Source organism: Pantoea piersonii (assembly GCF_003612015.1).
Classification (GTDB): Bacteria; Pseudomonadota; Gammaproteobacteria; order Enterobacterales; family Enterobacteriaceae; genus Pantoea; species Pantoea piersonii.
The window spans coordinates 270,333-294,709 of the sequence record NZ_RARB01000004.1 but is presented as its reverse complement, the minus strand read 5'-3'; the positions used below and the strand labels follow the sequence as shown (position 1 = coordinate 294,709).

Genomic DNA, 24,377 nt, shown 5'->3' with positions numbered 1-24,377 from the left:
AATCGATTCTGAATGAAAAAAAGCCCGTTATACGGGCTTCTTAGCGATAAAGCTGATCGATTTATGAATAGATACTCAGGCGAGCAGCAGCGCCTTCAGTTCGCCCAGCGACGTCACCGTCCAGGTCGGATGGATATGCGCAGGCAGCGGGCGCGTGCCGTGATCGATCCAGCAGGTTTTCACGCCGGCATTCATACCGCCGAGAATATCTGACTCCGGCGTATCGCCTACCATCAGCACGCGGCTGCGATCCGGGTTGCCCATCTTCTCCAGCGCGTAGTCGAAAATAGCGGCGTCCGGCTTGGGCACCCCAACCTGTTCAGAGATCACCAGCGCTGAGAAGTAGTCGTGAAAACCGGTGCGCTCAAGACGCGCCTGCTGCAGCGCGGTAAAGCCGTTGGTGATAATGCCCATTGGCACCTTATTGTGCAGCGCGTGCATCAGGCTGACCGCGCCCTCCAGCGGCATACAGATCTCCGACATGGCGCTCAGAAAGCCGCTGTTGAGCACATCAGGCGCCACGCTCAGCTTTTCCGCCCAGCCGTTAAAGCGACGCGTCTGCAGCTGCAGCGCGGAGATCGCGCCGTTCTGGTAATCGACCCACAGCGGCTTGTTGATCGCCTGGTAGTCGGCGTAATCCTGATCGGTGAACTGAACGTCGTAACCGGCGAAGAGACGCTGCAAACCGGCAAAGGCGTCAAAATGGAAAAGGGTGTCATCGGCATCAAACAGGATGCAATCCCAGTCTTTTAACATTACAGCTCCTTAAAGCCTACAGCGTCAGCGCCATAATAATGGCGTCTTCACGTCCGCTGGCGGTGGGATAGTAGTTGGGACGGCGGCTCACCTGATGAAAGTCGAGCTGCTCGTACAGGGCGATAGCAGGATGGTTAGAGGCGCGCACTTCCAGCCACAGCGTCATCACCTCGCGCTTCTCCAGCTCGGCGATAAGATGCTGCAGCAGCTGGCGACCGTAGCCGCGGCGCTGGAAAGCGGGATCGACGGCGATATTGAACAGCGACGCCTCATCCAGCACCACCTGAGTGATGGCAAAGGCAGCCATAACGCCATCGACATCGAGGCGATAGTTAAGAAAACGCTCGCCCTGATTGCTGGCGAAAGTCTGTTCGCGCCACGGAAAAGCGTGGCTGCGGCACTCAATAGCAAAAGCCTGGGCGTTGTCCTCAGGGGTGAGGAAAGAGATCGCTGTCATGGTTACACATCTGTTGCCAGAGCGCGCGTTTCGCCGCGCCGCTGCTGGAGAGTTCATTTAAAGAGGCTGAGCGGAGCGCGACGCCGCTAAAGGGATGCGGCCCGTCGATGCCGATCAGCCAGCCCGCGCAGTCGAGCGATTCGGGCAGCATCTGCAGCTGATCGGGCGTCAGCGTCATCACCTGAGCGGGCTGCAGGCCGAGCGCGTGCAAAACGTCGCGCACCAGCGGCTCGTGGAGGCTGGGTACGACGTCGGCGACGATAATCAGCCTGGTGCCAGGCGTCAGCCGTACCGCGATTTCGCCCTGAAGCACGCGCGGGCGTCGCAGTTGATACTGCGTAATTCCCATTTGCTGTAACAGCCAGTCGCGCCTGGACGTCATGTTTTACCCTTGATGTGCTGCCGGAATGCGACGCTATGCTAGCAAACCCATCGAACATGCGCCAACAAACCACTATAATCGCCGCTCTGATCTAACAGGAGCCTTTCATGTCTGCTTTTACCCCGGCCAGCGAAGTCATACTGCGCCACAGTGATGAATTTACCGCCCGCCATGTCTTGTTCGCTGGCGATATGCAGGATGACCTGCCCGCTCAGCTGGAGACCGCCTCGTCGCGCGTGCATACCCAGCAGTATCATCACTGGCAAAACCTGAGTCGCCTGCTGGGCGAACGGGCGCGTTACGGTCTGGTGGCAACGCAGGAAGACGTTGAAGGCTGCGACACGCTGGTCTACTACTGGCCGAAAAACAAGCCAGAAGCGCTGTTCCAGCTGATGAACCTGTTATCGCTGCTGCCGCTGGGCTGCGACATTTTCGTCGTGGGCGAAAACCGCAGCGGCGTGCGCAGCGCCGAAGGCATGGTTGAGGAGTGGGCGACGCTGGAAAAAATCGACAGCGCGCGCCGCTGCGGATTCTATCACGGTCGTCTGGAAAGCCAGCCGACGTTTGACGCCGAGAGCTTCCGCGACAGCTACGATCTCGATCCGCTGACCATCTGCACGCTGCCTGGCGTCTTTAGCCGCGACGACCTCGATATCGGCAGCGCGCTGCTGCTCACTACCCTGAAGCCGCACACCAAAGGCAAGGTGCTGGATATCGGCTGCGGCGCGGGCGTGCTCTCAGCGGTGCTGGCGAACCATTCGCCGAAGGTGCGCCTGACCCTGTGCGACGTGCACGCTGCGGCGATTGAATCAAGCAAGGCGACGCTGGCGATCAACGGCTTCGAGGGTGACGTTTTCCCCAGCAACGTCTTCTCCGACGTGACCGGCCGCTTCGATCTGATCCTCTCTAACCCGCCGTTCCACGAAGGACGCGAGACCAGCCTGGATGCGGCGCAGACCCTGATCCGCGGCGCGGTGAAGCACCTCAACACCGGCGGCGAACTGCGTATTGTTGCCAACGCCTTCCTGCCCTACCCGCAGGTGCTGGATGAGACCTTCGGCAGCCATGAAGTGCTGGCGCAAAACGGTCGCTTTAAGGTCTACCGCGCCGTTTACGGCCGCGGCGCCCGAGCGCGCTAAAGAGAGGCGACGGTGAAAACGTTGCTTTTTACAGCAGTCGATTCGCCGTCGCGAAATATCTGTTGACGCCGGGTGTAAAATCTCTAGAATGCGCCTCCGTGGTTGCAATACTGTCATGTATTGCTGGTACGCGAAGGTGGCGGAATTGGTAGACGCGCTAGCTTCAGGTGTTAGTGTCTTAACGGACGTGAGGGTTCAAGTCCCTCTCTTCGCACCAACAACCACGATTTTCATCTCGCATCGCACTGCGCGAAGGTGGCGGAATTGGTAGACGCGCTAGCTTCAGGTGTTAGTGTCTTAACGGACGTGAGGGTTCAAGTCCCTCTCTTCGCACCAATGCGGCGATATGAAAACAAGATGACTCAAATGCGAAGGTGGCGGAATTGGTAGACGCGCTAGCTTCAGGTGTTAGTGTCTTAACGGACGTGAGGGTTCAAGTCCCTCTCTTCGCACCAGAGTTGTCCTTCTCTGCTTCACCTCCCTGTTTTGCCTCTTCTTTTCAAACCCCATGAAAATTCACTGCGACAGCCGCGAGTCCGCCCGCTAACGCCAGGCACGAAGGCAGCAGCAGATAGTGACGCAGCCGACTATGAAACAGCATAACCACCGTCAGCAGCAGCGCCACGATCATCACAATACGCCACTGGCTAAAGCTCGGCTCCCAGAGAGCAAAGCATGGCATCGCCGCGCAGGGCAACAGCACGCCCCAGGCGCTGTCGAGTCTCTTCCCCATCATCCAGCTAACTCCCCACAAGCCGCAGGCGGCGAACACTGCCATTAACATCGCGCTGACCTCAGATGATAATAATTACCATTATCATAATGTAATAATTCTTATCTTGCAGCCTGTTTTTTTCGCCCTCTGGCCGAAGATGACAGACCAGTTGGAAAATGCTAGATTGCGGCCGATAACACTTTTCATAACACAGCAAATTTGCTCATTTTCCGGCAAAAGAATTTATTCTCGCCGGAATGCGCTTTGATATTTCAGGGCCGTTTCGAGTATTAATAATGAAATTACAATCTTACGATGAGTTGAAACACAGTAAATATCGGCTGTCGCTGATGCTTTTCCTGTTTTTAAATGTCGCCGTATCGCTTTTTTGCCTGATCCCTTTTACCGGCAGCCCGACAGGGGAATGGCCTTTTCCGGTTATTACTGTCGCTCTTTTTAGCGCAACGACATTAATTTGTTGTTTAATCAGGCCAAAACTAAAATTACCTTTATTAAATCCTGTCGCTTTGCTGCTTGGCGCGCTTTGGGCCTGGCATATTTACCTGAAATACCATCAGGTATTCTTTTTTGACGGCAATTTTCTGATTATCAGCCTGCTCAGCGTTTTTTTTATCAGCGCCATCGCCCTGAGTGATTACCTGCTGGCATTTTGTCTGCATATCTGCCCGCCGGTGATAACGGTGCTGCTGCTGGATAATGGCGAACATCTGGCGATGCTGCTGCTGACGATCTCCCTGCCGCTGATCGGCTTTTCTCTGCAACATCTGATGCGCCGTCGCGTCGACCATTTTACCCGCCGCCTGATGCGCCAGCTTTACGAAGAGAAAGAGACGTTCAGCGATCTCAGCATGCTGGACCCGCTCACCGGCCTCTATAACCGGCGCGGCCTGAAAAACCGGCTGGACAATATTCTGGAAAACCACGCGGGCAGCCACTTCGTCCTGCTGCTGGATATCGACCACTTCAAGGCGTACAACGACAATTACGGCCACGCGATGGGCGATCAGGCGCTGGCGCGCGTATCGGTGGCGATCCGCGACGCCGTCCGTTCACGCGATGTGGTGGTGCGTTACGGTGGTGAAGAGTTTCTGGTGTTGATGACCAACGTTAACGCGTCTATCGCCATGAAGCTGGCGGAGCGTATCCGTCAGTACGTGCTGGATCTGGAGATCCCTCATCGCTTCAACGAAAAGGTCTCCACGCATGTCACCGTCAGCGCCGGTATCGCGCCGATATTTGACGATGAATTCGATCAGGCGGTCGCGAACGCTGACCGCGCGCTTTACGTCGCTAAAAATCAGGGCCGCAATACGATTCTCGCCTGGGAAGAGTTGCCTAAAACGCTGACTGTCAGCGGCGAAGCGCTTTAATCTTCGCTCAATCTTAGCGGCGATGCCCGGTAGTCGCTGAGCCTCGCCGCTTATCCTGCGCTTTCCGCCGTGCCGGTTTTCCCCTTCACCCGCCCTGCTTTTTCCTGACGCGCAATCAAAACAGCTATCTTGTGAATAGGACTAAGAACGATTATCATTCTTTCTTCTCTGCTTCCAGGACGCGTTACTCAGCATGGCGATCATCAGGCAGCACTCACAACGCTTTCAGCACGCTCAGCCAGTCTTTATGCAGCGCGATCGCACGCTGGCGCGCGCCCTGCGCGATCTGATGCATGAGCAGCACAGCTATATGCTGGACAGCATTCACCTTGATGAAGCCGCCCCTTTCGACGCCCTGACGCTGGCCGACTGGGCTCGCCCTGACCATTTCCCCACGCTGGCGCAGCGCTACAGCGATTACCTTTATCGCCAGCATCCCGACGCCGTTCAGGAGGCGAAGCCGGTTCAGTCGCTCTGGGCGCAGTGGTATTTCGGCCTGCTGCTGCCGCCACTGATGCTGGCGCTGCTGGCGGAATCGCGCGCCCTTGACTGCTCGCCACAGCATATTCACGTCCAGTTCCACGAGAATGGCCACCCCTGCGCCTTCTGGATTGCAACGCATGAAGATGAAGAGGCGCGCTACCTTAATGCGCCGCAGCGTATCGATCGCCTGATCCAGCAGCATCTCATCCCGGTGGTAAATGCTATCGCCCAGCACGGCGGCATTAATGCCCGGCTGATCTGGAACAATATGGGTTTCTCCTTCTACTGGTTCCTCGGTGAACTGAAAACGCTGCTGGATGAGGCAACCATTTTGCAGCTTGAGCAGACGCTTTTTTTCACCAGCCGCCTGCAGGACGGCAGCGATAACCCGCTCTACCGCACCATGCTGCCGCGCAGCGGCGAGATGGTGAGACGCAGCTGCTGTCAGCGCTACCGCATCCCGGACGTCGAACGCTGCGGCAACTGCACGCTCAGCGTATAAATACGCATCCCGACGCAATTTCTCTCTTTCTCTCGTTTACACTTTTTCCGCCTTGTGGCAGTTTTTACGCCTTCGACCTGCATGGAGAAAAAGATGAGTCTGGAGTCGGTACGGCAATTTTTCGCCGAACACGCACCTGAGATTGAAATTATCGAGATGGCGCAAAGCACTGCCACCGTTGAGATGGCCGCGCGCGTTCACGGCGTTACGCCGGGTCAGATAGCGAAAACCCTGTCGCTGAAAGTCAAAGATGAAGTGGTGCTGATTGTCACGCGCGGCGATGCGCGGCTCGATAACCGCAAGCTAAAAGCGACGCTGGGCGCGAAGGCGCGCATGCTGAGCGTCGATGAGGTCGTGAACTGGACCGGCCATCCGGTCGGCGGCGTCTGCCCGTTCGGGCTGGAGAATCCGCTGAAGGTTTACTGCGATGAGTCGCTGCGCCACTTCGAGGAAGTGTTGCCCGCAGCCGGCGCCATCCATAGCGCCGTGCGTATTACGCCACAGCGCATGGCCGAACTGACGCATGCGCAGTGGGTAGACGTGTGCGAAGCGGTTTAATGAGGCGGCTTCGACACCGCGCCTGAGATTTCAATGCCGCGCGTTTCGCGGCCGAAGGCGACAAACAGCGAGATCAGCACCGCTACCGTACCTGCGACAATGGCCATCCCCAGACCGTAGTTGCCGTTATGCGCCTCGGCGATACGCGACTGCAGCGTGGCGTTGACCGAGGCGATAAGATTACCCAGCTGATAAACAAAACCCGGCAGCACCGCGCGCGCGTTTGCGGGCACCAGCTCGGTAAGATAGGTTGGCACCACGCCCCACGCGCCCTGCACCATAAACTGCATCAGAAACGCCCCCAGTCCAATCGCCCAGGAGCCGCTGGAGAAGGCCCAGAGCGGCAGCACCGGCAGCGCCAGCAGCGACGCCAGAATAATCGCTTTTTTACGGCCAATGCGCTCCGACAGCGAGCCGAAGAACACGCCGCCCAGCATCGCCGCAATATTGTAGCTAATGGCGATAATGCTGACGGTGTGCGCATCAAACTGGTGCTGCACTTTCAGGAAGGTGGGATAAAGATCCTGGGTGCCGTGGCTGAAAAAGTTAAAGCAGGCCATCAGCAGCACCATATAGATACACATTTTCCAGTGCTGGCGAATAATCGGCAGCAGCGCGCTGCTCTCCTGGCGTTCGCGCGCCGCCAGCCAGACCGGCGATTCCGGCACCTTGAAGTAAATAAACGGCAGCAGCAAAATCGGCAGCGCGCCGATCAGGAACATGCCGCGCCAGCCCACCGTTTCGAAAAACAACCCGAAGACCACAGACGCCAGCAGATAGCCGCACGGATAGCCCGCCTGGAAGATGCCGGACATCAGCCCGCGCGAGCGGTCGGGAATGGTCTCCATCGCCAGCGACGAGGCGACGCCCCAGATACCGCCCATCGCCACGCCGTAAATGACGCGAAACGCGAGAAAGGCACCAAAGCTCGGCGACCAGGCGGAGAGCACCTCAAACAGCGAAAACATCACGATATTGAGCATCAGTATCGGCCGACGGCCAAATTTCTCTGCCAGACGGCCAAACAGTAGCGCGCCAATCGGGCGCACCGCCAGCGTCAGCATAATGGCGATTGAGACGTCGGAGACGGAGGTATGAAAGTATTGCGCGAGGTCGCTTAAAACAAACACCAGTATAAAGAAGTCAAACGCGTCCAGCGTCCAGCTGGCGAAGCTAGCAAACGCCACATTCCGCTGGGTCGGGGTCCAGTTAAACATAAACGTATCCTTCAGTGCCAATCGGACAACCGTCCGAAAAAGAGGGGCGCAGCCGCCGAAACGGTTACGACATTGTTAACATTTTGTTTATACCACCTTGCTAAACGTTAGCGCGTTCAAAAGCTGTTATCCCTGACGTCAGGATGTAACTAAGGGTGTCGGCAGGTTTCATGCTGGTCGAGGAGAGGCGCTTAAAAAGCGTGGGGGCAGGCAGATAAAATGGCCCGCTCGAAAAGAGGAAAAGGCGGCAACCCTGTCCGCGCGGGCAGGGTTGTTTTAATGCGGATTAGCGGCTGAGCTGCGTGAGGGCCTGTTCAATAATCGTGAGCAGCAGGCTGTTATCGACGTGGTGCAACACATGCACCAGTGCGCCGCTGTCAGCAGGAATACCGACGTCAACGCGCAGCGGCGTGCGGTAGCGCCAGCTTTTGCCGCGCGTTGCGCCGGGACGAAGCTCAATATCCACCCGATAGTCGGTGCCGTTCGCCACGCGCTGATTCAGTAGCCAGGCGACTGCCAGCGCGTCGTGGATCCAGCTGCCCGGCAGATTGCGGGTGCGGACGGAGTAATCAATCCACGGACGCAGCGTATCGCGTACAAAGTGAGAAAGGGGATGATCGCTGACGGTAATGCGCGCCAGATCCTGATGCGTCAGCAGCGTCTGGGTGGTGACGTCCATCGGCGCCAGCGTAATGGCTGCGCCGCTGTGCAGTACCTGATGCGCCGCTTCAGGATCGAGACCGAAATTGGTGTCCTTGATATAGTCATCCAGCGCGAAAACCCCGCCCATGATAACGATTTCCGCCACCGCTTCCGCCATTGCCGGATAGCGCTGCATCGCGAGCGCCACGTTGGTCAGCGGGCCGATCGCCACTAGGGTGATTTCGCCGGGATTGTCGCAAATCAGCCTGCCGATAGCCTCAGCCGCATCGTCGCCATCCACCGTCACCGGCGCAGGCGTGCGCACGCCCTGCCAGAGTTTAACCATATCGAGCTGCTGTACGCGGTTATCGAGCGCTGCTCGCCAGGGCGCCTGATCCTCTGCCAGCGCCTGCGCCGCGCCCTGCACCACCGGAATGGACGAGCCAAGGCGCACCAGCAGATCTTTCGCCACCTGCGCGCCGATATCGCTCGGCGTATTGCCTGCCACGGTAGTGATCAGCTCCACACACAGCGCTGGCGAAGCGAGGGCCAGCGCGATCGCCAGGCCATCATCGGTATTGGCGCCAGCGATGCCGTTGCCCGGATCGCAGTCAATAATTACTCTTTTCATATTGTCGTCGCGTTATTTTCTTTATGCGGCATACAGCCGCAGGATTCGCCGATTTCAAGGTAGTGCGGAAATTCCTGAAGCTGCGCTTCGCCGTTCCAGTTCTGCAGCATGGCGATGGCGCAGCGCGCCATATCACGCAGCGGCTGGCGCACGGTGGTTAAGGTCGGGACATGGAAGGCTGACTGATCGGTGCCGTTAAAACAGACCAGCGCCACATCCTGCGGCACGCGAATATTGCGCTCGGAGAAAGCGCGAATCGCGCCGATCGCCTGGCCTTCGTTACTGGCGAACAGCGCCCGCGGCGCGCCTGGACCCGCCAGCATCCGCTGCGCCGCCGCGTAACCGCCCTGTCGCGTATAGCTGGCGGGAAAAATCAGTGATTCATCGACCGGCACCGCGTGCGCCACCATCGCCTCGCGCCAGCCCTGAATCCGATCCTGCGCGTTAAGCATATCCAGCGGACCGCTGATGATGCCGACCTGCTGATAGCCGTGGCTGAGCAAGTGGGAGGTCACCTGAAACGCCGCCTGTCGCTCATCGACGCGCAGCATGCTGACGCCGGGCTGCGGCTCGACGCGATCCAGCATCACAAATGGCGTGCCGCTGGCCTTAATCACGTCGATATAGGGATGGCGATCGACGCTGTTATAAAACAGGCCGTCGACCTGGCGGTTCAGCAGGCTGTGGATCAGCTCCAGCTCGCGCTGCCGGTCGTCGCCCGCGTCGCCAAGCAGCATCACGTGGCCGTGATCCAGCGAGGCCTGCAGCAGCACGTGCGCCATGGAGGCGACGAAGGTATTGCCGATATTCGGCACGATCAGGCCATAGGTTTTGGTGCTGCCCGACGCCAGCGCGCGCGCCACGCCGTTGGGGCGATAGCCGGTCAGACGGATGGCGTCGAGGACGCGCTGGCGCGTACTTTCCGCCACCGGACGCGGACCGTTATTGATGACGTAGCTGACCACCGCAACCGATGTGCCAGCCAGTTTTGCGACGTCGCTGCGCGTCACTTTGCCTGACGGCTGTTTCAAGCTTTTCGCTCCCGATGTAAACACGAAAGGCCGTGAATCATCACGGCCTGCTCGTTAGTGCGCCAGAGATAACGCCGCACTAGATGGCGTCTTCCGGCAAATTAAGGTCGCGCCCTCGTGTTTCCGGCGCGACAAAGGTGGTAAAGAAACCGATGGCCGCCATCGCAGAGAAGTAGACCGCGATCGGCCACCAGTGGCCGCTCCAGGAGAGCATCGCCGCCGCCAGCAGCGGCGCCGTGCCGCCCGAGAGAATCGAGCCCAGCTCTTTTGCTACCGCCATTTTAGTGTAGCGATGTCTGACGCCGAACAGCTCAACGCCCCACGCAGCCTGCACGCCGTAGATGCCCAGCGACGCCAGCGCCATACCCACGACAATCACCGGAATAACAATCGCGGGCTCGCGGCTGTCGAGCAGGTAAAACGCAGGCCAGGCATAAAACATCAGCAGCAGACAAAATCCGCGGTAGGTGATGCGTCGGCCAAAGCGATCTGACAGCCAGCCCGCCAGCGGGATCACCGCGAATCCCAGCACCGAGGCGATAAAGACCGCCGTCGTCGGCACCGACTTATCGACCATCAGCACTTTCGCCACATAGCCGACCATAAATCCCTGCGCCAGATAGGAAGGGCCGTTCTCGCCGATACGCAGGCCCACCAGCGTCCAGAAGGCGCGGGTGCGCGTCCAGAATCCGCGCGTATCCGCGGCAGGCTGCCCGTCGCGCATGGCGGCGCGTTCCGCTTCCAGCTCCTGCTTTCTGCGTTCAAAAACCGGCGTTTCGCGCAAATGGCGACGGATCCACAGCGCCGCCAGCGCAATCAGCACGCTGCTGAGAAACGGAATACGCCATCCCCAGGCCAGCAAACTCTCCTGATCCATCTGCACCACCGCCAGCCACACCAGCGCGGCAAGCAGCGTGCCGCTGTTGGAGCCTAAGGCGATAACCGACGAGACCAGCCCGCGCCGTTCGACCGGCGCATATTCGCCAAGCATTACCGTTCCGCCGGAAAGCTCCGCGCCCGCGCCCAGCCCCTGGGTAAAACGCAGCAGCACCAGACAGGCGGGCGCCCATACGCCGACAGACGCATAGCTGGGGATTAAGCCGATTAAGGTAGTAGAAGCGCCCATCAGAATAATGGTGATAACCATCACCGTCTTTCGTCCTTTCCGGTCGCCAATCCAGCCGAACAGCACCGCGCCGATGGGGCGCGCGATAAAACCGACCGACCAGGTAGCGAAGCTGGAGAGCAGCGCCATCGCCGGAGTCGCCTGCGGGAAAAAGACGTCACCAAAGATAATGCCCGCCGCCAGGCCGTAGAGCGCGAAATCCGCATACTCCATCGCCGTGCCCAGCCAGCAGGATAAGGTGGCGCGCCAGAAATCTTTGCGCCCGGAAGAGGTGGTCAGCCGCTCGTCGGCGGCGGAGTGCGAACGTGTTGAATCACGCTCAACGGAGTGTCGTACCGTCATACCATTTCCCTGTTTCAGCGATTGTGAACGCCCTTCCGTGGGACGAGCCCTGATAGCAATCAGATATCCCCGGGTGGCGATGTACTGGTTGGCTAACCCTTGTCGCGGTCAGTAAAGGATTCCCTGGTGTCAGGATCTCTATCTTTGCCGTGCTCTGCCGATGTTATTCACCGGTCGCATTAAGCAGGCAAAGGACTAAACCTTCTGGGCCGTTCTCGCATCGTCCGCCGCGAGCAATCACTGGGCACCAGTTTATCTACGCGCGTAGATAAATCAAGTAAATTTAGCCATAGGCGTCAGGAATCACAGTATACCGCAAGAGCATAAAGGAAAATTTCTATTATTTTTCAATAAATTAAGCATTACTGCCTGCCTGCAGGTTAACTCTTGTCGCTAAACAAGTAACACTTTCTCTTAATAATACCCATTGGCAACCTGTCAGCCGCAGCGGACAGAGTTATCGCCTGAAATCATGACCGGAGGATGACAGCGCGTTTTATTTCTTCAGGAAAGCGCAAATTTTAACATTGCGCCGCTTTGCATTAGTCTTAAGAGAGAGCGAAGCAGGAGGCTTATGACCATTATCTTGATGCGACACGGCAAACCGGACCATCGCGCAGGCGGCCGACTCAGCGCCCAGGGCCTGGCGGACTGGTGCGAGGCGTATGACATGGCGCTGGTGTGCGATATGCCGCCCGACCGCAGCCTTGCGATTGCGCGTCAGGCGTCGGTGATCGTCTGCAGCCCGCTGCCGCGCGCGCGCTCTTCGCTGGCGCGTCTGGGCCTGCAGCCGGTCCATGTTGATGCGCTGTTCAGCGAAGTTTCCGTTCCGCTGATTGCCGCGCAGCGCCTTGAACTACCCACGCTGCTCTGGCTGGCGCTGCTGCGTATGCTGTGGCTGTGCGGCTACGCAGGCGAAAGCGAGTCGCTGCTTCTGGCGCGCCAGCGCGCCGCACGCGCCGCCGACAGGCTGATCGCGCTCTCGGAACAGGGTACGGTGCTGCTGCTCGGCCACGGCCTGATGAATAAAATGATTGCGCGGGAGCTGCGTAAGCGCGGCTGGCAGGCGGAAAAGCATGCCAGCAGCCGCCACTGGAGTTCCGCGATCTATCACCGCCCTTTTATCTGACCAGATCGAAAAAGCTCAGCACTTCGCAGCCGGTGCCGACGCGCGGCGTGGCGATGACGCGGGCCGTCGCCAGATCGATCACGCTCAGCGTGCCGTCGCCTTCGTTAGCGATCAGCAGCTGCTGATTATCCGGGCTAAAGCAGCCATCCATCGGTTTATTCCCTACCGTGATATCGCCCAGCGGATTGAGCAGATCGTCGAACAGGGTAATCACCGGCTCCTCATCGCCTATCGCCACCAGCCGCTCGCCGTCCGCGCTGAACCGCACCACCTGACAGGGCTTTTTATGTCCCGGCAGCGCCAGACGCTGGCGCACGCGATGGCTCTGACGATCGATAACGTAAAGATAAGTCGCATCCGCCGCGCTGGCTACCAGATAGGGATGCTTCGGCGACGCCGCGATCCCGGCGATGGGTCCGGGCAGCAGAATAGTATCGATAACCCGCCCTTCCGCTTCGCACAGATCCACTACGGTAATGCTGGCATCTTCCTCATTTTCGGTAAACAGCTTGCGCCCGCTGGGCGACAGCGTCAGGCGGTGGGCGTTATGCGAAGGCAGGGGAATGGTTTTCTCTACCCGATCGCTCACCGGATCGATTACCGCGACCGCCGCGCTGTTTTCGCAGCAGAGGTATACCTTGCCGTCGCGCCCCAGCTGACCGCTGTGCGGCGCGCGCAGCGGCGACAGATCGATAAAGCCGCTAATTTCGCGCTTCGCCAGATCGATCACCGCCACTTTATGACCCGGATGCGGATTGTCGCCGTGGATACCGTCGCCGTAGATGGGCACATAGGCTTTTTTCAAGACGGTCAGCATCAGCAGCTCATGCGGGCGCGGCGGGAAAGCGTTGAGTTCGCGCTCGACAGCGAAGGTCTCAGGATTAAGAAACAGCACGCGGTTGCCCTGCTTGTCGACCGCCAGCAACCCACGGGTTGGTTCAGACATAGCCACTCCTTTCTCAGTAAGCCTTCCTTAAGCGTAGACAACCGCTGTTATGCCATCATGACCGCAGAAAAACATCAGCATGATTAAACAACCTGAATAAGCCCAACGCGCGCTTAAATAATGGGCCAGCGCCTTCTGTTGCTGGAGCGCACAGGTAAAAACCAGGAATTTCTTTAGCCGCCCGGTAAAAAATAAAAATAAGCGCGTTATTTAAATATAAGGCAGACGGGAAACGGTAAGCGACAAATACCTCTGTCGCTTTCCGGTTTATCTGAAATTCAGCAAAAGACGTAGCGCGCATATAAATAATGCTTTATTAAATCGGTGAAGAGATTTTATACACAACCGTGAGGAAACCAATGCGCGTTCTGCGCTGCGCCTCACCGGGGAAATATCCGCGACAGTCATCACAATAACAGGTGCATCATGAATCAACACCGTCGACATCCTGCACATACGCTCTGGCGCAACTGGAAACGCGTCTCTTTCAGCAGTCAAATGCTGTGGCAGAAGAAAAAGCACAGCGCCCTTACCGCGCCGGAATATGACGCCAGCCAGGAGGAGAACCTGGTGATCCTGTCGGCGGAGAAGGCCCCTGCGGAGATCCCGAAAACCATCTGGATGTACTGGCATGAGGATCAGCTGCCGCTCTCTCTGCGCCTGAATATCAATCAGCTGCGTCAGGATAATCCCGACCATACGCTGCATCTGGTGACGCAGAGCACGCTGGCGCAGTGGCTGCCGGATATGGAGTTTATTTCCGCCGACCTGACGCCGAGGCATAAAAGCGAAATTATCCGGCTGGAGCTGCTTCACCGCTTCGGCGGCATCGGCATCGACTGCGGCACGCTGTTATTTGAGAAGCTCGACTGGGTCCATCAGACGCAGCAGGATAAGCCGATGGACGTTATTGGCTATTATCGCGAAAGCTGCACGCTTAATTTTCTGTCGCCGGTTATCGAAAGCTGGTTTATCGCCGCCGCGCCAGGCAACGCCTTTATTCGCGAATGGCTGAAGCAGCTGGCACCGATTAAAAACCTCGGCGCACAAAACTATATTAACGAGCTGAAGAAGCGCGACGACTATCCTCTTATCGTGCAGAAAATCCTTCATCCAGCGCAGGCGCTGTTATCGCTGGCACAGCAGGTGGCGGTCAAAGAGTACCGCCGCGTGAATCTCCATTTACGCAAAGCGGAGGCCAACGCCTGGTTTTATCAGCGGCTGCACGCCGGCAACAGCGATGCGTTCGCCTGCTCGGTGCTGTTCCATCAGCGGCCGCAAACGCCGCCGCCGGTGATCAGGCTGAGCGGCGACGAACGGCTGCATCTCGACTTTAACCTGCGCATTGGCCTCTATAACCGCGCCAGCCTGCTGGGCGAGATGATGCTGACACCCGCGCGCCCGACGCTGGCGTTGCCTTCAGGCGCCGACAAAGCGCGCGCGTAGCCAGTGCGTAAAGGTCGTTACCGCGCGCGGCACCTGCGCGGCGTAAGGCCTGACGATCCACAGCTTCTCCGCAAACGCCTCAACGGCTCGCCAGCGCGGCAGTACCTGCTGTAGCGCGCCGGAGGCGAGCGCCTCGCTGGCGCTAAAGTCCGGCAGCATGGCGATGCCCAGCCCCTGTAGCGCCGCGTCGCGTATCGACTCGCTGTTGTTGGTGGCGAAGCTGCCCTGCACCCGTACCTGCACCCGCTCTTCCTGCTCTGCGTCGGCGAAGGTCCAGCGCGGGGTTTCCACGCCGCGCGGGTAGTATAAGCAGTTGTGCTGCGTCAGCTGGTGCGGGGTCTGCGGCGCGCCGTGCGCCGCAAGATAGTCCGGCGAGGCCACCAGCAGGGTGCGCGTTTCGCACAGCGGCAGCGCGACGTGCGTTTCCGGCAGCGCGCTGCTGTGGCGAATCGCCAGGTCGAACCCTTCGCTGCTGAGCGAGACGATGCGGTCCGTCACGTCGAGCTGCAGTCGAATCTGCGGGTAAGCGCGCAGAAAATCCCCGACGATTGGCACCAGCTGCTGGCGGGCAAAGGCGACCGGCGCGGTAACCCTGACCAGACCGCGCACCGGCCCGGCGGCGTCGCGCACGCCGAAAAAGCTCTGCTCAATACGCGCGAAGGGGTCTCGCAGCTCTTCCACCAGCTTTTCCCCGGCCGCCGTCAGCCGAACGCTGCGCGTAGTGCGCTGCACCAGCGCTGTTCCCGCCGCCTTCTCCAGCTCTTTGATCTTCTGGCTCATCGCCGCTTTGCTGACGTCGAGCCGCTCCGCCGCGCGGGTAAAGCTGCCCTGCTCCGCCAGCACCAGCAGCCAGTGCAGATGCATCCAGAGCGCGTCTGTCTTCATCTCTTTCATGTTGGATTGTTCACAATATTGAATAATCAGTTTAGCGAGCGCGCTTTTTCTTTGCCCGCAGAAACGCCAGGATAGTCACCAGAGCATACAAAAATTACGCGTTCAACAGGAGAAATAGCGATGCCATTACTGCAATTCGATGTGATACAAGGCCGATCAGAGTCAGAACTGCGCACGCTGCTGGACGCGGCGCATCGCGCGGTGCTGACCGCCTTTAAGGTGCCGGAGCGCGACCGCTATCAGATTGTTCACGAAAACAAAGGCTACCAGATGGTTTTCCAGGATACCGGACTCGGCTTCCAGCGTAGCGACAATCTGGTGATGGTGCGCGTCTATACCAGCCCGCGCAGCGCCGAGCAAAAGCAGCACTTTATGGCGGAGCTGGCGCGCGAGCTGCGCGAAAGCAGCGGCGTGCAGGGCAACGATTTAATGATCAGCTTTATCACTAACGACAAAGGCGACTGGAGCTTCGCTGACGGCGAAGCGCAATACCTCACCGGTCGGCTTTGATTCCACGCAGTTTTCCCCCCGTTATCGACGGCAGCCAGGCGGCTGTCGTCCTCTTTTTTCTCTGAAAGATTACCCACTGCACAATTCGGGCGGCATATGTTGCAGCGCTATGACAGCCATTATAGATTGACGCAAATCTATTCATGCTCATCGCGGGCTGCGCAGGAAGCGCTAATTCACTTCAAGAGAGGATTTGACGTTGTCCGAATGTGTCTCAGTGGCGCTGTTTCTGGCCGCCATTGCCGTTTACTCCTGGAAAGCCGGACGAAATAAAATCTGGTTCTCCTTTGTGCTGCTTCTGCTGGTGCTGTTTGTGCTACTCAACGCCACCCTTTTCGCCAGCAACTACTTCACCGGGGACGGCATCAATGATGCGGTGCTTTATACACTGACCAACAGCCTGACCGGCGCGGGCGTCAGCAAATATGTGGTGCCCGCTCTCGCGCTGCTGCTGCTGCTCTTTTTGCTGATCTGCCTGTTGACCTGGCTGCTGCGCCGCCATGAGCGACCGCACCATCTCGGCTGGAGCCTGCTGGCGTTCGCCTGCGCCGCCGGATCGGTGCAGACAACGCCCGCGTTTCGCCAGGTCGCCAGTCTGGTCGCTTCGCATACCCGCCCCGCGGACTCCGACTTCGACGACTACTATAAAGTGCCGCAGAAGGTCATCAGCAACCCTCATCTCAACCTGGTCTATATCTACGGCGAAAGCCTGGAGCGCACCTACTTCAACGACCAGGCGTTTCCCGATCTCGCGCCGGAGCTGGGACGAGAAAAAGCACAAAGCCTGGATTTCAGCGAGACCGTGCAGTTGCCCGGCACCGATTACACCATTGCCGGTATGGTGGCCTCACAGTGCGGCATTCCGCTGTTCGCGCCCTTTGACGGCAACGCTTCCGCCGCGCTTTCCAGCTTCTATCCGCAAAACATCTGCCTCGGCGATATTCTGAAAAATTCCGGCTATGAAAACTGGTTTATTCAGGGCGCGGATCTGCGCTTTGCCGGTAAAGACCTCTTCCTGAAATCGCACGGCTTCGATCCCGCTCATATGTACGGATCGCAGGAGCTAAAAGATCGCGTTGCCGATCCCGCCTACCGCAACAACTGGGGCTACTACGACGATACGGTAATGGATGAGGTGTATGAACAATATGAGGCGCTGTCGCGCCAGCAGAAACGCTTCGCCCTGTTCGCCCTTACCGTGGACACGCACCATCCCGATGGCTTTATTTCACGGAGCTGCCAGCGCAAAAGCTACAGCTATGCAGGCAAGCCCAACCAGTCTTTCAGCGCGGTGGCCTGCTCGCAGGAGCATGTGGCGCGGCTGATTGAGCGCATCAAGGCCTCTCCGTACTTTAAAAACACCGTTATCGTCGTAACCTCAGATCATCTGGCGATGAATAACACCGCTCACCCCTATTTGATCAAGCAGCCGCGGCGCGATCTTTTTATGGTGATCCGCGGCGATCGGCCGCAGGCGGAGGTGATCGACCGGCCGCGCAGCACGCTGGATAACGGTGCGACGGTGCTGGACATCCTCGGCGGCGATAAAGCGATCGGTCTTGGCCGCAGCAGCCTGGCGGGCGCGACGCTGACCGGCCGCTTTACCGATTTCCAGAACCATATCAGCCGCTGGAAGGCGGATATTATTCAGCTGTGGAATTTCCCGAAAAAGCTCGACCGCTTCGTCATTGACCAGACGAAAAACAGCTTCAGCTTCTCCGGCGCAACGTTCAAACTGCCGATCCTGTTTCGCGTCGCCAGCAGCCACGTCGAGCCGCTGCCGGAAGGGGAATATTCCGCGCCGCTGCGCTACCAGCTGGCGGACTTCACCGCCAGCGAAAAGTTTGTCTGGGTCGATCGCTGCTTCCGTATGGCGCGGCTGTGGAAGCCTGAACTGGCGCTCTCCACCGATTTCTGCGTGGCGATGGGGCGGCTCGGCGGCCAGCCGAGCGTGACGCGTATCGACAAAGCGCAGTGGAAAGGCCAGGCGAAATTCCCTGAGGAGACGCTGAGCGCGGCGAACTATCAGCGGAATGAAGCGCTGCTCCGCGTTGAGGATAACGATATTCGCTACGATGCTGATCGCTTTCTCTTCGCTGTGCCGGGCGCGCCGGCCAGCGTGAAGCGCTTTAGCGGTATTTCGCGCTGGGAGAACTGGGGCCGCTGGTCTAACGCCAACCTGGCGCCGGCGGTTAACATTGAATATGTCGATCCGCTGCCCGCGCACTTCGACCTGGTGATCACCGCGCGCGCTTTCGGGCCTAACGCGCACCAGCCGATTCCGGTACGCGTCGGCGATCAGCAGCAGCAGCTGACGCTGGGCGAGGAACTCACCACCACCACCCTGCACTTCAGCAACCCGACAGGGGCGCATACCTTGACGATTGCGCCGCCGCAGCCGCAGCAGAGCAATCTGGGCAATATTACCGGCCAGGACCCGCGCCGGCTGGGTATCGGGATGGTAGAGATTAAAATCGTGCAGCCGCAGAGTTAAGTCAGGAATAGTTGATGGTGAAGGTTAAGGTTCCATTCGCCGTGCCTGCGCTGACGGTGCCGGTAGAGATATAGTTGGCGTAAAAGGTATAGGCGGCAGTGCCGTCGCTATCGATGGTCGCAGAGACAGACTGATTAAGCGGCACGCGGTTTTTATCCGCATCGAGGATCTCGATCGCGATATTTTCCGCCGTGCTGTCGCTGTCTAACGCCAGTAATTCTGCCGAACTGCTGTCCTGCGTGCCGCTAAAAGTGAGCTCAGCGGTAGATGCCGAGCAATCAGTCAGCGCAATGCCAAAATAGACTGGTTGCGAACGTACTCCGCTGTCAGTGAAATTTTTTACTGCCCAGTCACCCAGCACGATAGTCTGACTATCGTCCCCTTCGCTTAGGGTACAGGAAGAGGCGACGATATTACCGTGTAGGGTGATCTCAACCGAACCTGCGTTGGTAGCCAGCAAAGAGGGGCTAAAGAGTGCAAGCGCGAGAGCCCACGCCGTTCCCCTGAAACAAAAAAGTGTTTTCATCTTTTCTCTCTCCGATTCTAGGCAAACTCAACAAGTAAATAGGCTGTCGCAGAGAAGGTGCCCTCTTCGGGTTTACTGCCCGTTACGCTGACCGGATAGGCCTTGATCGTCACGGTAGCCTGAGAGGTGCTGTCTAAGGTCGTGGTAATTGCGCTGGTGGTATCATTCGGAACAATAATATTGTCCTGGTCATCTGTAATAATAAAACCGAGATCCGGATTAGAAGAAACAATGGTATTGCCTGAGGTGGTTGAGGTTTGCAGCGTTATTTTTAACGTAGAGTTCGCCTCGCCATCTGTGCATGCAATATCAAATGACTTAGACAGCGTTGAGACATCGCTGGGTTTAACCCCTGCGCCCGCACGGCTAAAAGAAGAGGCGTTGATATCTGAAAAGTCAAAATCTATGGTTGTTCCGGCATTAACGGTACAGGTTTGCGGCACTGAGATCGTCGCGCCATTGATAACAATTTTATATACCACGCTTTTCATCTCTGGCGGGTTATAGGAGCCTATATCCGCGCCGACATACACGCTAAATATTTCGGTATAAGGAATAGTCATTGTCCCGGTAAAGGCTTTAAGCACCTTAAACTTATATATCAGGTTGCTGTCACGTACAGGGAATTCTTGAGATTTATTAACGTTACCGTGCCAGCCCATATGCACATACTCAGCGGGCGGGTAAAAACGTTTTGCGTAGTCGTCAACGATAGAGACAGCGATAGCAAGATAATCATTCACCTTCAGAAACTGATAGCTGTCTTCCGTTGAAACGGCGGTAAGCGAAGTGCGATAGCTACGGTATGTAGTGTCATCTCCTGCCCCCAGGTACCAGCTTGTATTAGGACATACGGCATTAACGCCCACGTAATCCTTGCTGGTGCTGGTTACCACCGTGCCTACGGTGGCATCACTAATAATATCGGTAGGGATATCCAGTTCTTTAAGCGTATTACCTGATGAAAACTGACAAACCCCGTTATTTATGGCGTAACTCCTGCTAACGATGCATATATTCAGCAGCACAATAAGCAGTGCGAGGAAATATTTGTTATTCATTAAATACTCTTCCTGTCTACTGGAGACAAACGGCGTCGGTTTGAATAACCGGCTGTTTTAACTGGGCTGCGGTAAAAGTGTAACTGGCGGTGCATTTATCCTGCTCGCCAGGGCCCCAGCTCACCACGATGGTGCCTTTTTCGCCAATACCGGTCAGGTAGACATGGCTGTTGTCATCAACAATGCCGGTTGCGCTGCTCGCTTTCTCCAGCGCCGTAGAGGCAAAAGGAAGGCGCTTTTTATCTGCCGTCAGCAAATTAAAGATGGCCCGGTAGCCGACTCTGGCATTGAAACTCGCCAGCGCCAGCGCGCCTTTGGTTGGCACCACGTTGACCACGCTGTCATCCAGATCCGTATGATCGTCTAAGGTTCTTGTATCCAGCGCGACACGGTTATTTCTGTAGCTGGTGGAATAAGGCACTACCGCATAACCGCGCAGGTCAGTTTTAATTCCGGTGGTATTTTGCACCTTAACGCTTTGCGCACCTGGCGCTTTAATTAATACGTTGGTATCGCCCAGCGGCTGACTTAGCGTTATGCCGTCGTGATGCGCGACGAGGCCGCCGGTTAACCGATAGTCGAGCATTTTATAACTGCGGTTATAGGAGTAACCCAGGCCAGCGTTGCCATATTCACTCATATAGTTAAGGTTGGCGCTGCCGGTATAATAACTTCTGTTGCTGTATCCCTGATTAACGCTGTATTGCAGGCGACCGTCACTGAGCGCAGTGCCGCTCACGCCTGTCTGGATTGAGGTTTTGCCGTCTGAATTATTGCTAAATGTCGAGGTGGCGTGGATATTTTTCAGCTTCTGCCGGTAAGCATTATTATTCGTTAAAAACGCCAGCGGTAAAGAGAAGCTCAGCGCGATAGCCTGATCTGATTCAGAGGTACCACGGCTTTTATTGTATGACCAGGATACGCTATAGCTCAGCGCATTCCAGTTAGAATTATAACCGGCCTGATATGTTGAGTCCGTTTCATCGGTATTCCAGTAACTCTGCTGCGTTGCGCTAAAGTAGACGGAACCATAATCGCCAAGCTGCTGAGTGACGTTGGCCTGAAACTTTCCTTTTTTGGCATTACGGGTGTTGTAGTAGTTTAATAATACCTTCTGCTTATTGCCGTTCTCATCCGTATAGTAGTCGTACTCGTAGCCTGAGCTGTTCTTATAGGTGGTATCTTCCAGCGTATAAAAGTTTTTGGTTGAGTAACGGTATCCCAGCAGCTGGAAGGTCGTCCCCCACTCGTTCAGAGATTTCGCGTATAAAAAGCGCAGGGATTGCCCTGAGTAGTCTTTATCATCTGCGAGCTTGCTCCAGGCCTGAGTCACATCTAAAGAAACCGCGCCAACATGTCCGATATTTTGCGCAATGCCGCCGACGAGCGATCTATAGCGTTCAGCGTATTGCATCCCGCCATAAAGCGTACTGCTTTTCGTAATGCCATACATGGCGGCGCTTTCAGCGAATATCGGTTTCCTGCGGTTGGATGAACCGCTGCGATACTCACCCACGTTCATGTTGTAAACCACGCGTCCCTCGCGCTGCAGGAACGGCACGGTTGAGTAGGCAACGGTAAAGGTCTGTGTTTTTCCGCTGGTTTCCTCAACCGACACCACCAGGTCACCGCTGGACGACGCAGGCGAAATATCGTTAATAACGAAGGGGCCAGGCTGAACGTAGGTAGTGTAGATAACGTAACCATTTTGCCTGATCACCACTTTGGCTTTGCTTTGCGCAATGCCTCTTACCGTCGGCGCGTATCCTTGCTGACTATTGGGATACATACTTTCTGAAGAGTAGAGTCTGAGACCGCGGAAAGAGAGGCTGTCGAATATTTTGCCGTCTGTTGAGGTATCCCCCAACACCAGCTGCGATTTCAGCGGAATAATGGCCCTTTCAGCATAGGTGCTGATGCTGTTCCATCTGTTTCGCGTATAGCTGTCGCTCTCGGAATGGGTATAGCTTCCGTTATGCCTTAATCGCCATGGCCCCCAGTTCACGCCGCCATTCAGTCCAAGGTAGATGCTCTCGCTATGGCTGGAGCGATCCCCCGTCAGGGTATAGCTGAGTAAGGAGGCTGGTACGCCTTCGTCCCACTCCTCTGGTGGAATATAACCTTTGGCGGAATTGCTGAGCATCGCCTGGGGAAGGGTAATTTTGAGCTTCAGCTTATCGAAATCGAAGTTTACCGTTGCCTCGGTAATCAGTTTTTTCAGGACGAGACACTGATTACCATCCTGACTTTGCAATTGCGGGAACTGCTTAAAATCCAGGCCAAACCGCCGCAGCCACTTCGCGCTCAGGCAGGGGTACAGCCCGGTGTTATCATCGCTTTTCGCGGCAGCGTCTTTTTCGGCGTCACGAAACTCAATATCAGAGGCGGTAATAAACTGATCGTTAACATAGATATCGACCCTGTATTTCCCTGGTGCCTGCTTGCCGCTGGTAAAGCGCGAAAGATCGGCGACGGTACTCCCATTTTCCGATAAGAATGCTGGATCAAAATACATCCCTGCCTGAACGCCTGACGAACCGGAAAAAATCGTCATGAATGGTGCGCTCCAAAAGAGTAGCTTTCGGTTCACTTTTCTCATTTTAATAATCCGTATTCACTGGAACAATGGCGGGCAGACTCTCTGTTAAAAAAGCACACCATTGTATTTTTTCGTTATTGCACCGTAATCATTCACCGCTTTATAGGTAATATCTCTTTTTATAGAGTTCCCGGTGTTAACTATTGTTTTACCTTTAGGTGCAACCAGGGTGTTAGGCTGTTCTTTTCCGCCCACATAAAACTGAACGAGCGAAACATAATAAGGAGTTGGGTTATCAATTGTCAGCTTGCTGCCGTCAAAATGGAACTTTAGCGCTTCGGGGGCGCTTTCTGACATTAAAGCAAGATCTTTCGGCCTGACGAATATCTTAATACGCGTCAGCACCGCCATTTTTAGCACGTTTTTATTTTCAAGCTTATCTTTATCGAACTCAGGGATCGCTTTGGAATTAAGGTAGTACACGGATTCTCTGTCAGTAGGCAGCGCGCCGCCAACGTAGACGATTCTGAGCGTATTTTCACTCTTGGCATTACTGACAAATAAAGGCGGCGTAATAATAAAATCAGATGATTTCTTTCCGCCTTTGTCTTCAACCCACGTCTGAATAAGGTAGCGAAGTTTATCATCCGTATTTTTAACGGCGAGAGACGCCTGTTTATCGCCCTGAGAATAAATCACCCGCGTGGCGCCAAGCAACACGCCACCCGCTACAGCTGAATAACTGTTAGCAAATACAAGCGCAAAAAAAACAAAAAGCGAAGCCATTCCTCTTCTCAGAGGAGAACTGAATAGTGTCATGTTAAAATCTCTGCGTTATCAGGGATAAAAAACCTTAAAATTCACTTCGGAGAAAAGCTCTCCGGGACGCACTTCATTTTTTAATACTTTATATTTTGCCAGAAAAGTCAGTAACCCGTCTCTTCCACGAAATTTCGAACTACTGAGTACCCTGTTGGGAATAAGCGCATTATATTCCTGGTCGAACAGAGCCAGCCCCAGGCCAACCTCTTTACTGCCCCTTTCTTCTTTCAGGGCCGAAGGCGTTTTGTCGGTATACACCCTGAACAGCGTGCTGTCTTCAGGTGCCGTTTCACCGTTAAACACTATTTCAATGTTTCTTTTAGAATCGATATTGCACTGCCCTACGTAGATCCGGAACGTGACGTACTCTTTGTCAGGATAGAAGCCAACCTCTTTTAGCTGATCGCTTCTGTAACTCCCCATATCCACAATAATATCATCTGAAGCATGGTTATTGACTGTAACAACGCATGCGCCATTGATGAGGTTACCGCGCATTTTCACCTTGCCCTGGTTATAGATGCCAATATCAGCGGAACACCACGAGCAATAAAGAAGGAGACCAGAAAAAATGAATAAAGAGATAGTCCGATTAAGCATTTTTTAGTCTCCTTCTTTAATTCAAATCACTTCACGTT

General features: G+C 56.2%; 24 protein-coding genes and 3 tRNA genes. 11 read left to right on the top strand and 16 right to left on the bottom strand.

Translation table 11 applies throughout. The features are described 5' to 3' along the window. Nucleotides 1-75 precede the first annotated feature (75 nt). From yjjG to D7S44_RS13380, 3 genes are read right to left on the bottom strand one after another with little or no spacing between them, the layout of a single operon-like run. On the bottom strand, nt 76-756 hold the full coding sequence (gene yjjG, locus D7S44_RS13390; RefSeq protein ID WP_120455589.1) for a pyrimidine 5'-nucleotidase: 681 nt from the start codon (nt 754-756) through the stop codon (nt 76-78). A 16-nt stretch (nt 757-772) separates the two neighbouring features. Further along, nucleotides 773-1,213 (bottom strand): ribosomal protein S18-alanine N-acetyltransferase, encoded by a 441-nt coding sequence (gene rimI / locus D7S44_RS13385; protein WP_120455588.1) that lies wholly within the window; start codon nt 1,211-1,213, stop codon nt 773-775. Further along, nucleotides 1,185-1,595, bottom strand: coding sequence for a DNA polymerase III subunit psi (locus D7S44_RS13380; RefSeq protein ID WP_120455586.1), 411 nt, complete (start codon nt 1,593-1,595; stop codon nt 1,185-1,187). Before D7S44_RS13380 ends, rimI begins: the two co-directional genes overlap by 29 nt. 107 nt (nt 1,596-1,702) lie before the next feature. On the opposite strand from D7S44_RS13380, the gene rsmC reads away from it, so the two are divergent. From rsmC to D7S44_RS13360, 4 genes are all read left to right on the top strand, one after another. Beyond that, a complete protein-coding gene (gene rsmC, locus D7S44_RS13375; protein ID WP_120455584.1) occupies nt 1,703-2,734 on the top strand; it encodes a 16S rRNA (guanine(1207)-N(2))-methyltransferase RsmC in 1,032 nt (343 codons plus the stop codon). 130 nt (nt 2,735-2,864) lie between these two features. Further along, nucleotides 2,865-2,951: transfer RNA gene (locus D7S44_RS13370), tRNA-Leu, on the top strand. A 32-nt stretch (nt 2,952-2,983) separates the two neighbouring features. Further along, nucleotides 2,984-3,070: transfer RNA gene (locus tag D7S44_RS13365), tRNA-Leu, on the top strand. 32 nt (nt 3,071-3,102) lie between these two features. Beyond that, nucleotides 3,103-3,189 (top strand) — tRNA-Leu (locus D7S44_RS13360). Between the two features lie 44 nt (nt 3,190-3,233). On the opposite strand, the gene D7S44_RS13355 is transcribed toward D7S44_RS13360, so the two are convergent. After that, entirely contained in the window at nt 3,234-3,518 is a 285-nt protein-coding gene (locus D7S44_RS13355) for a DUF1435 domain-containing protein (protein WP_120455582.1), read from the bottom strand. A 227-nt stretch (nt 3,519-3,745) separates the two neighbouring features. On the opposite strand from D7S44_RS13355, the gene D7S44_RS13350 reads away from it, so the two are divergent. From D7S44_RS13350 to D7S44_RS13340, 3 genes are all read left to right on the top strand, one after another. Beyond that, on the top strand, nt 3,746-4,840 hold the full coding sequence (locus D7S44_RS13350) for a GGDEF domain-containing protein (RefSeq protein WP_120455580.1): 1,095 nt from the start codon (nt 3,746-3,748) through the stop codon (nt 4,838-4,840). 193 nt (nt 4,841-5,033) lie between these two features. After that, nucleotides 5,034-5,825: a siderophore-iron reductase FhuF gene (fhuF, locus tag D7S44_RS13345; protein ID WP_120455578.1), complete on the top strand. Its 792-nt coding sequence runs from the start codon at nt 5,034-5,036 to the stop codon at nt 5,823-5,825. Nucleotides 5,826-5,918: 93 nt separating this feature from the next. Next, nucleotides 5,919-6,383 (top strand): YbaK/EbsC family protein, encoded by a 465-nt coding sequence (locus D7S44_RS13340; RefSeq protein ID WP_120455576.1) that lies wholly within the window; start codon nt 5,919-5,921, stop codon nt 6,381-6,383. On the opposite strand, the gene D7S44_RS13335 is transcribed toward D7S44_RS13340, so the two are convergent. From D7S44_RS13335 to D7S44_RS13320, 4 genes are all read right to left on the bottom strand, one after another. Further along, a complete protein-coding gene (locus D7S44_RS13335) occupies nt 6,380-7,600 on the bottom strand; it encodes an MFS transporter (RefSeq protein ID WP_120455574.1) in 1,221 nt (406 codons plus the stop codon). The two genes, D7S44_RS13340 and D7S44_RS13335, sit on opposite strands and share 4 nt — an antisense overlap. Nucleotides 7,601-7,886: 286 nt before the next feature. After that, on the bottom strand, nt 7,887-8,873 hold the full coding sequence (locus D7S44_RS13330; protein WP_120455572.1) for a nucleoside hydrolase: 987 nt from the start codon (nt 8,871-8,873) through the stop codon (nt 7,887-7,889). After that, nucleotides 8,870-9,904 carry a LacI family DNA-binding transcriptional regulator gene (locus D7S44_RS13325; protein ID WP_120455569.1) on the bottom strand — a complete coding sequence of 345 codons (1,035 nt, stop codon included), beginning with the start codon at nt 9,902-9,904 and terminating at the stop codon, nt 8,870-8,872. Before D7S44_RS13325 ends, D7S44_RS13330 begins: the two co-directional genes overlap by 4 nt. Nucleotides 9,905-9,983: 79 nt before the next feature. Then, on the bottom strand, nt 9,984-11,372 hold the full coding sequence (locus D7S44_RS13320) for an MFS transporter (protein WP_120455568.1): 1,389 nt from the start codon (nt 11,370-11,372) through the stop codon (nt 9,984-9,986). A 574-nt stretch (nt 11,373-11,946) separates the two neighbouring features. On the opposite strand from D7S44_RS13320, the gene D7S44_RS13315 reads away from it, so the two are divergent. Beyond that, complete coding sequence (locus tag D7S44_RS13315; protein WP_120455566.1) at nt 11,947-12,501, top strand: histidine phosphatase family protein; 555 nt, start codon at nt 11,947-11,949, stop codon at nt 12,499-12,501. On the opposite strand, the gene D7S44_RS13310 is transcribed toward D7S44_RS13315, so the two are convergent. Continuing rightward, on the bottom strand, nt 12,494-13,447 hold the full coding sequence (locus D7S44_RS13310; RefSeq protein ID WP_120455564.1) for a beta-propeller fold lactonase family protein: 954 nt from the start codon (nt 13,445-13,447) through the stop codon (nt 12,494-12,496). The two genes, D7S44_RS13315 and D7S44_RS13310, sit on opposite strands and share 8 nt — an antisense overlap. 55 nt (nt 13,448-13,502) lie before the next feature. After that, entirely contained in the window at nt 13,503-13,748 is a 246-nt protein-coding gene (locus tag D7S44_RS23335) for a hypothetical protein (RefSeq protein ID WP_126689059.1), read from the bottom strand. A 125-nt stretch (nt 13,749-13,873) separates the two neighbouring features. On the opposite strand from D7S44_RS23335, the gene D7S44_RS13305 reads away from it, so the two are divergent. After that, nucleotides 13,874-14,893, top strand: coding sequence for a glycosyltransferase family 32 protein (locus D7S44_RS13305; protein WP_120455562.1), 1,020 nt, complete (start codon nt 13,874-13,876; stop codon nt 14,891-14,893). On the opposite strand, the gene D7S44_RS13300 is transcribed toward D7S44_RS13305, so the two are convergent. Continuing rightward, nucleotides 14,867-15,787, bottom strand: a complete 921-nt coding sequence (locus tag D7S44_RS13300) for a LysR family transcriptional regulator (protein ID WP_120455560.1) — start codon at nt 15,785-15,787, stop codon at nt 14,867-14,869. The two genes, D7S44_RS13305 and D7S44_RS13300, sit on opposite strands and share 27 nt — an antisense overlap. A gap of 120 nt (nt 15,788-15,907) precedes the next feature. On the opposite strand from D7S44_RS13300, the gene D7S44_RS13295 reads away from it, so the two are divergent. Next, complete coding sequence (locus D7S44_RS13295; protein WP_120455558.1) at nt 15,908-16,297, top strand: tautomerase family protein; 390 nt, start codon at nt 15,908-15,910, stop codon at nt 16,295-16,297. Between the two features lie 199 nt (nt 16,298-16,496). Continuing rightward, nucleotides 16,497-18,791 carry a phosphatidylglycerol--membrane-oligosaccharide glycerophosphotransferase gene (gene opgB / locus D7S44_RS13290; RefSeq protein ID WP_120455556.1) on the top strand — a complete coding sequence of 765 codons (2,295 nt, stop codon included), beginning with the start codon at nt 16,497-16,499 and terminating at the stop codon, nt 18,789-18,791. A gap of 1 nt (nt 18,792) precedes the next feature. Here opgB and D7S44_RS13285 read toward each other — a convergent pair whose 3' ends face one another. The 5 genes from D7S44_RS13285 to D7S44_RS13265 all read right to left on the bottom strand — a co-directional run bounded on the left by D7S44_RS13285 (nt 18,793) and on the right by D7S44_RS13265 (nt 24,339). Continuing rightward, nucleotides 18,793-19,317 (bottom strand): fimbrial protein, encoded by a 525-nt coding sequence (locus D7S44_RS13285; RefSeq protein WP_120455554.1) that lies wholly within the window; start codon nt 19,315-19,317, stop codon nt 18,793-18,795. Nucleotides 19,318-19,334: 17 nt separating this feature from the next. Further along, entirely contained in the window at nt 19,335-20,378 is a 1,044-nt protein-coding gene (locus tag D7S44_RS13280) for a fimbrial protein (RefSeq protein ID WP_120455552.1), read from the bottom strand. A 16-nt stretch (nt 20,379-20,394) separates the two neighbouring features. Beyond that, nucleotides 20,395-22,893, bottom strand: coding sequence for an outer membrane usher protein FimD (gene fimD / locus D7S44_RS13275; RefSeq protein ID WP_158591255.1), 2,499 nt, complete (start codon nt 22,891-22,893; stop codon nt 20,395-20,397). Nucleotides 22,894-23,022: 129 nt separating this feature from the next. Beyond that, nucleotides 23,023-23,703, bottom strand: a complete 681-nt coding sequence (locus D7S44_RS13270) for a fimbria/pilus periplasmic chaperone (protein ID WP_120455548.1) — start codon at nt 23,701-23,703, stop codon at nt 23,023-23,025. Nucleotides 23,704-23,754: 51 nt separating this feature from the next. Next, on the bottom strand, nt 23,755-24,339 hold the full coding sequence (locus D7S44_RS13265) for a fimbrial protein (RefSeq protein WP_120455546.1): 585 nt from the start codon (nt 24,337-24,339) through the stop codon (nt 23,755-23,757). Nucleotides 24,340-24,377: the final 38 nt, after the last annotated feature.

Bases quoted from the DNA above. Each gene is read 5' to 3' on its own strand.
- yjjG (WP_120455589.1), bottom strand. From the start codon at position 756: ATGTTAAAAGACTGGGATTGCATCCTGTTTGATGCCGATGACACCCTT.
- D7S44_RS13350 (WP_120455580.1), top strand. From the start codon at position 3,746: ATGAAATTACAATCTTACGATGAGTTGAAACACAGTAAATATCGGCTG.
- D7S44_RS13330 (WP_120455572.1), bottom strand. From the start codon at position 8,873: ATGAAAAGAGTAATTATTGACTGCGATCCGGGCAACGGCATCGCTGGC.
- D7S44_RS13355 (WP_120455582.1), bottom strand. From the start codon at position 3,518: ATGTTAATGGCAGTGTTCGCCGCCTGCGGCTTGTGGGGAGTTAGCTGG.
- D7S44_RS13380 (WP_120455586.1), bottom strand. From the start codon at position 1,595: ATGACGTCCAGGCGCGACTGGCTGTTACAGCAAATGGGAATTACGCAG.
- D7S44_RS13300 (WP_120455560.1), bottom strand. From the start codon at position 15,787: ATGAAAGAGATGAAGACAGACGCGCTCTGGATGCATCTGCACTGGCTG.
- D7S44_RS13280 (WP_120455552.1), bottom strand. From the start codon at position 20,378: ATGAATAACAAATATTTCCTCGCACTGCTTATTGTGCTGCTGAATATA.
- fhuF (WP_120455578.1), top strand. From the start codon at position 5,034: ATGGCGATCATCAGGCAGCACTCACAACGCTTTCAGCACGCTCAGCCA.
- D7S44_RS13265 (WP_120455546.1), bottom strand. From the start codon at position 24,339: ATGCTTAATCGGACTATCTCTTTATTCATTTTTTCTGGTCTCCTTCTT.
- D7S44_RS13315 (WP_120455566.1), top strand. From the start codon at position 11,947: ATGACCATTATCTTGATGCGACACGGCAAACCGGACCATCGCGCAGGC.
- D7S44_RS13335 (WP_120455574.1), bottom strand. From the start codon at position 7,600: ATGTTTAACTGGACCCCGACCCAGCGGAATGTGGCGTTTGCTAGCTTC.
- D7S44_RS23335 (WP_126689059.1), bottom strand. From the start codon at position 13,748: ATGCGCGCTACGTCTTTTGCTGAATTTCAGATAAACCGGAAAGCGACA.
- rimI (WP_120455588.1), bottom strand. From the start codon at position 1,213: ATGACAGCGATCTCTTTCCTCACCCCTGAGGACAACGCCCAGGCTTTT.
- D7S44_RS13295 (WP_120455558.1), top strand. From the start codon at position 15,908: ATGCCATTACTGCAATTCGATGTGATACAAGGCCGATCAGAGTCAGAA.
- rsmC (WP_120455584.1), top strand. From the start codon at position 1,703: ATGTCTGCTTTTACCCCGGCCAGCGAAGTCATACTGCGCCACAGTGAT.
- D7S44_RS13285 (WP_120455554.1), bottom strand. From the start codon at position 19,317: ATGAAAACACTTTTTTGTTTCAGGGGAACGGCGTGGGCTCTCGCGCTT.
- D7S44_RS13305 (WP_120455562.1), top strand. From the start codon at position 13,874: ATGAATCAACACCGTCGACATCCTGCACATACGCTCTGGCGCAACTGG.
- D7S44_RS13310 (WP_120455564.1), bottom strand. From the start codon at position 13,447: ATGTCTGAACCAACCCGTGGGTTGCTGGCGGTCGACAAGCAGGGCAAC.
- D7S44_RS13270 (WP_120455548.1), bottom strand. From the start codon at position 23,703: ATGGCTTCGCTTTTTGTTTTTTTTGCGCTTGTATTTGCTAACAGTTAT.
- D7S44_RS13340 (WP_120455576.1), top strand. From the start codon at position 5,919: ATGAGTCTGGAGTCGGTACGGCAATTTTTCGCCGAACACGCACCTGAG.
- D7S44_RS13320 (WP_120455568.1), bottom strand. From the start codon at position 11,372: ATGACGGTACGACACTCCGTTGAGCGTGATTCAACACGTTCGCACTCC.
- fimD (WP_158591255.1), bottom strand. From the start codon at position 22,893: ATGTATTTTGATCCAGCATTCTTATCGGAAAATGGGAGTACCGTCGCC.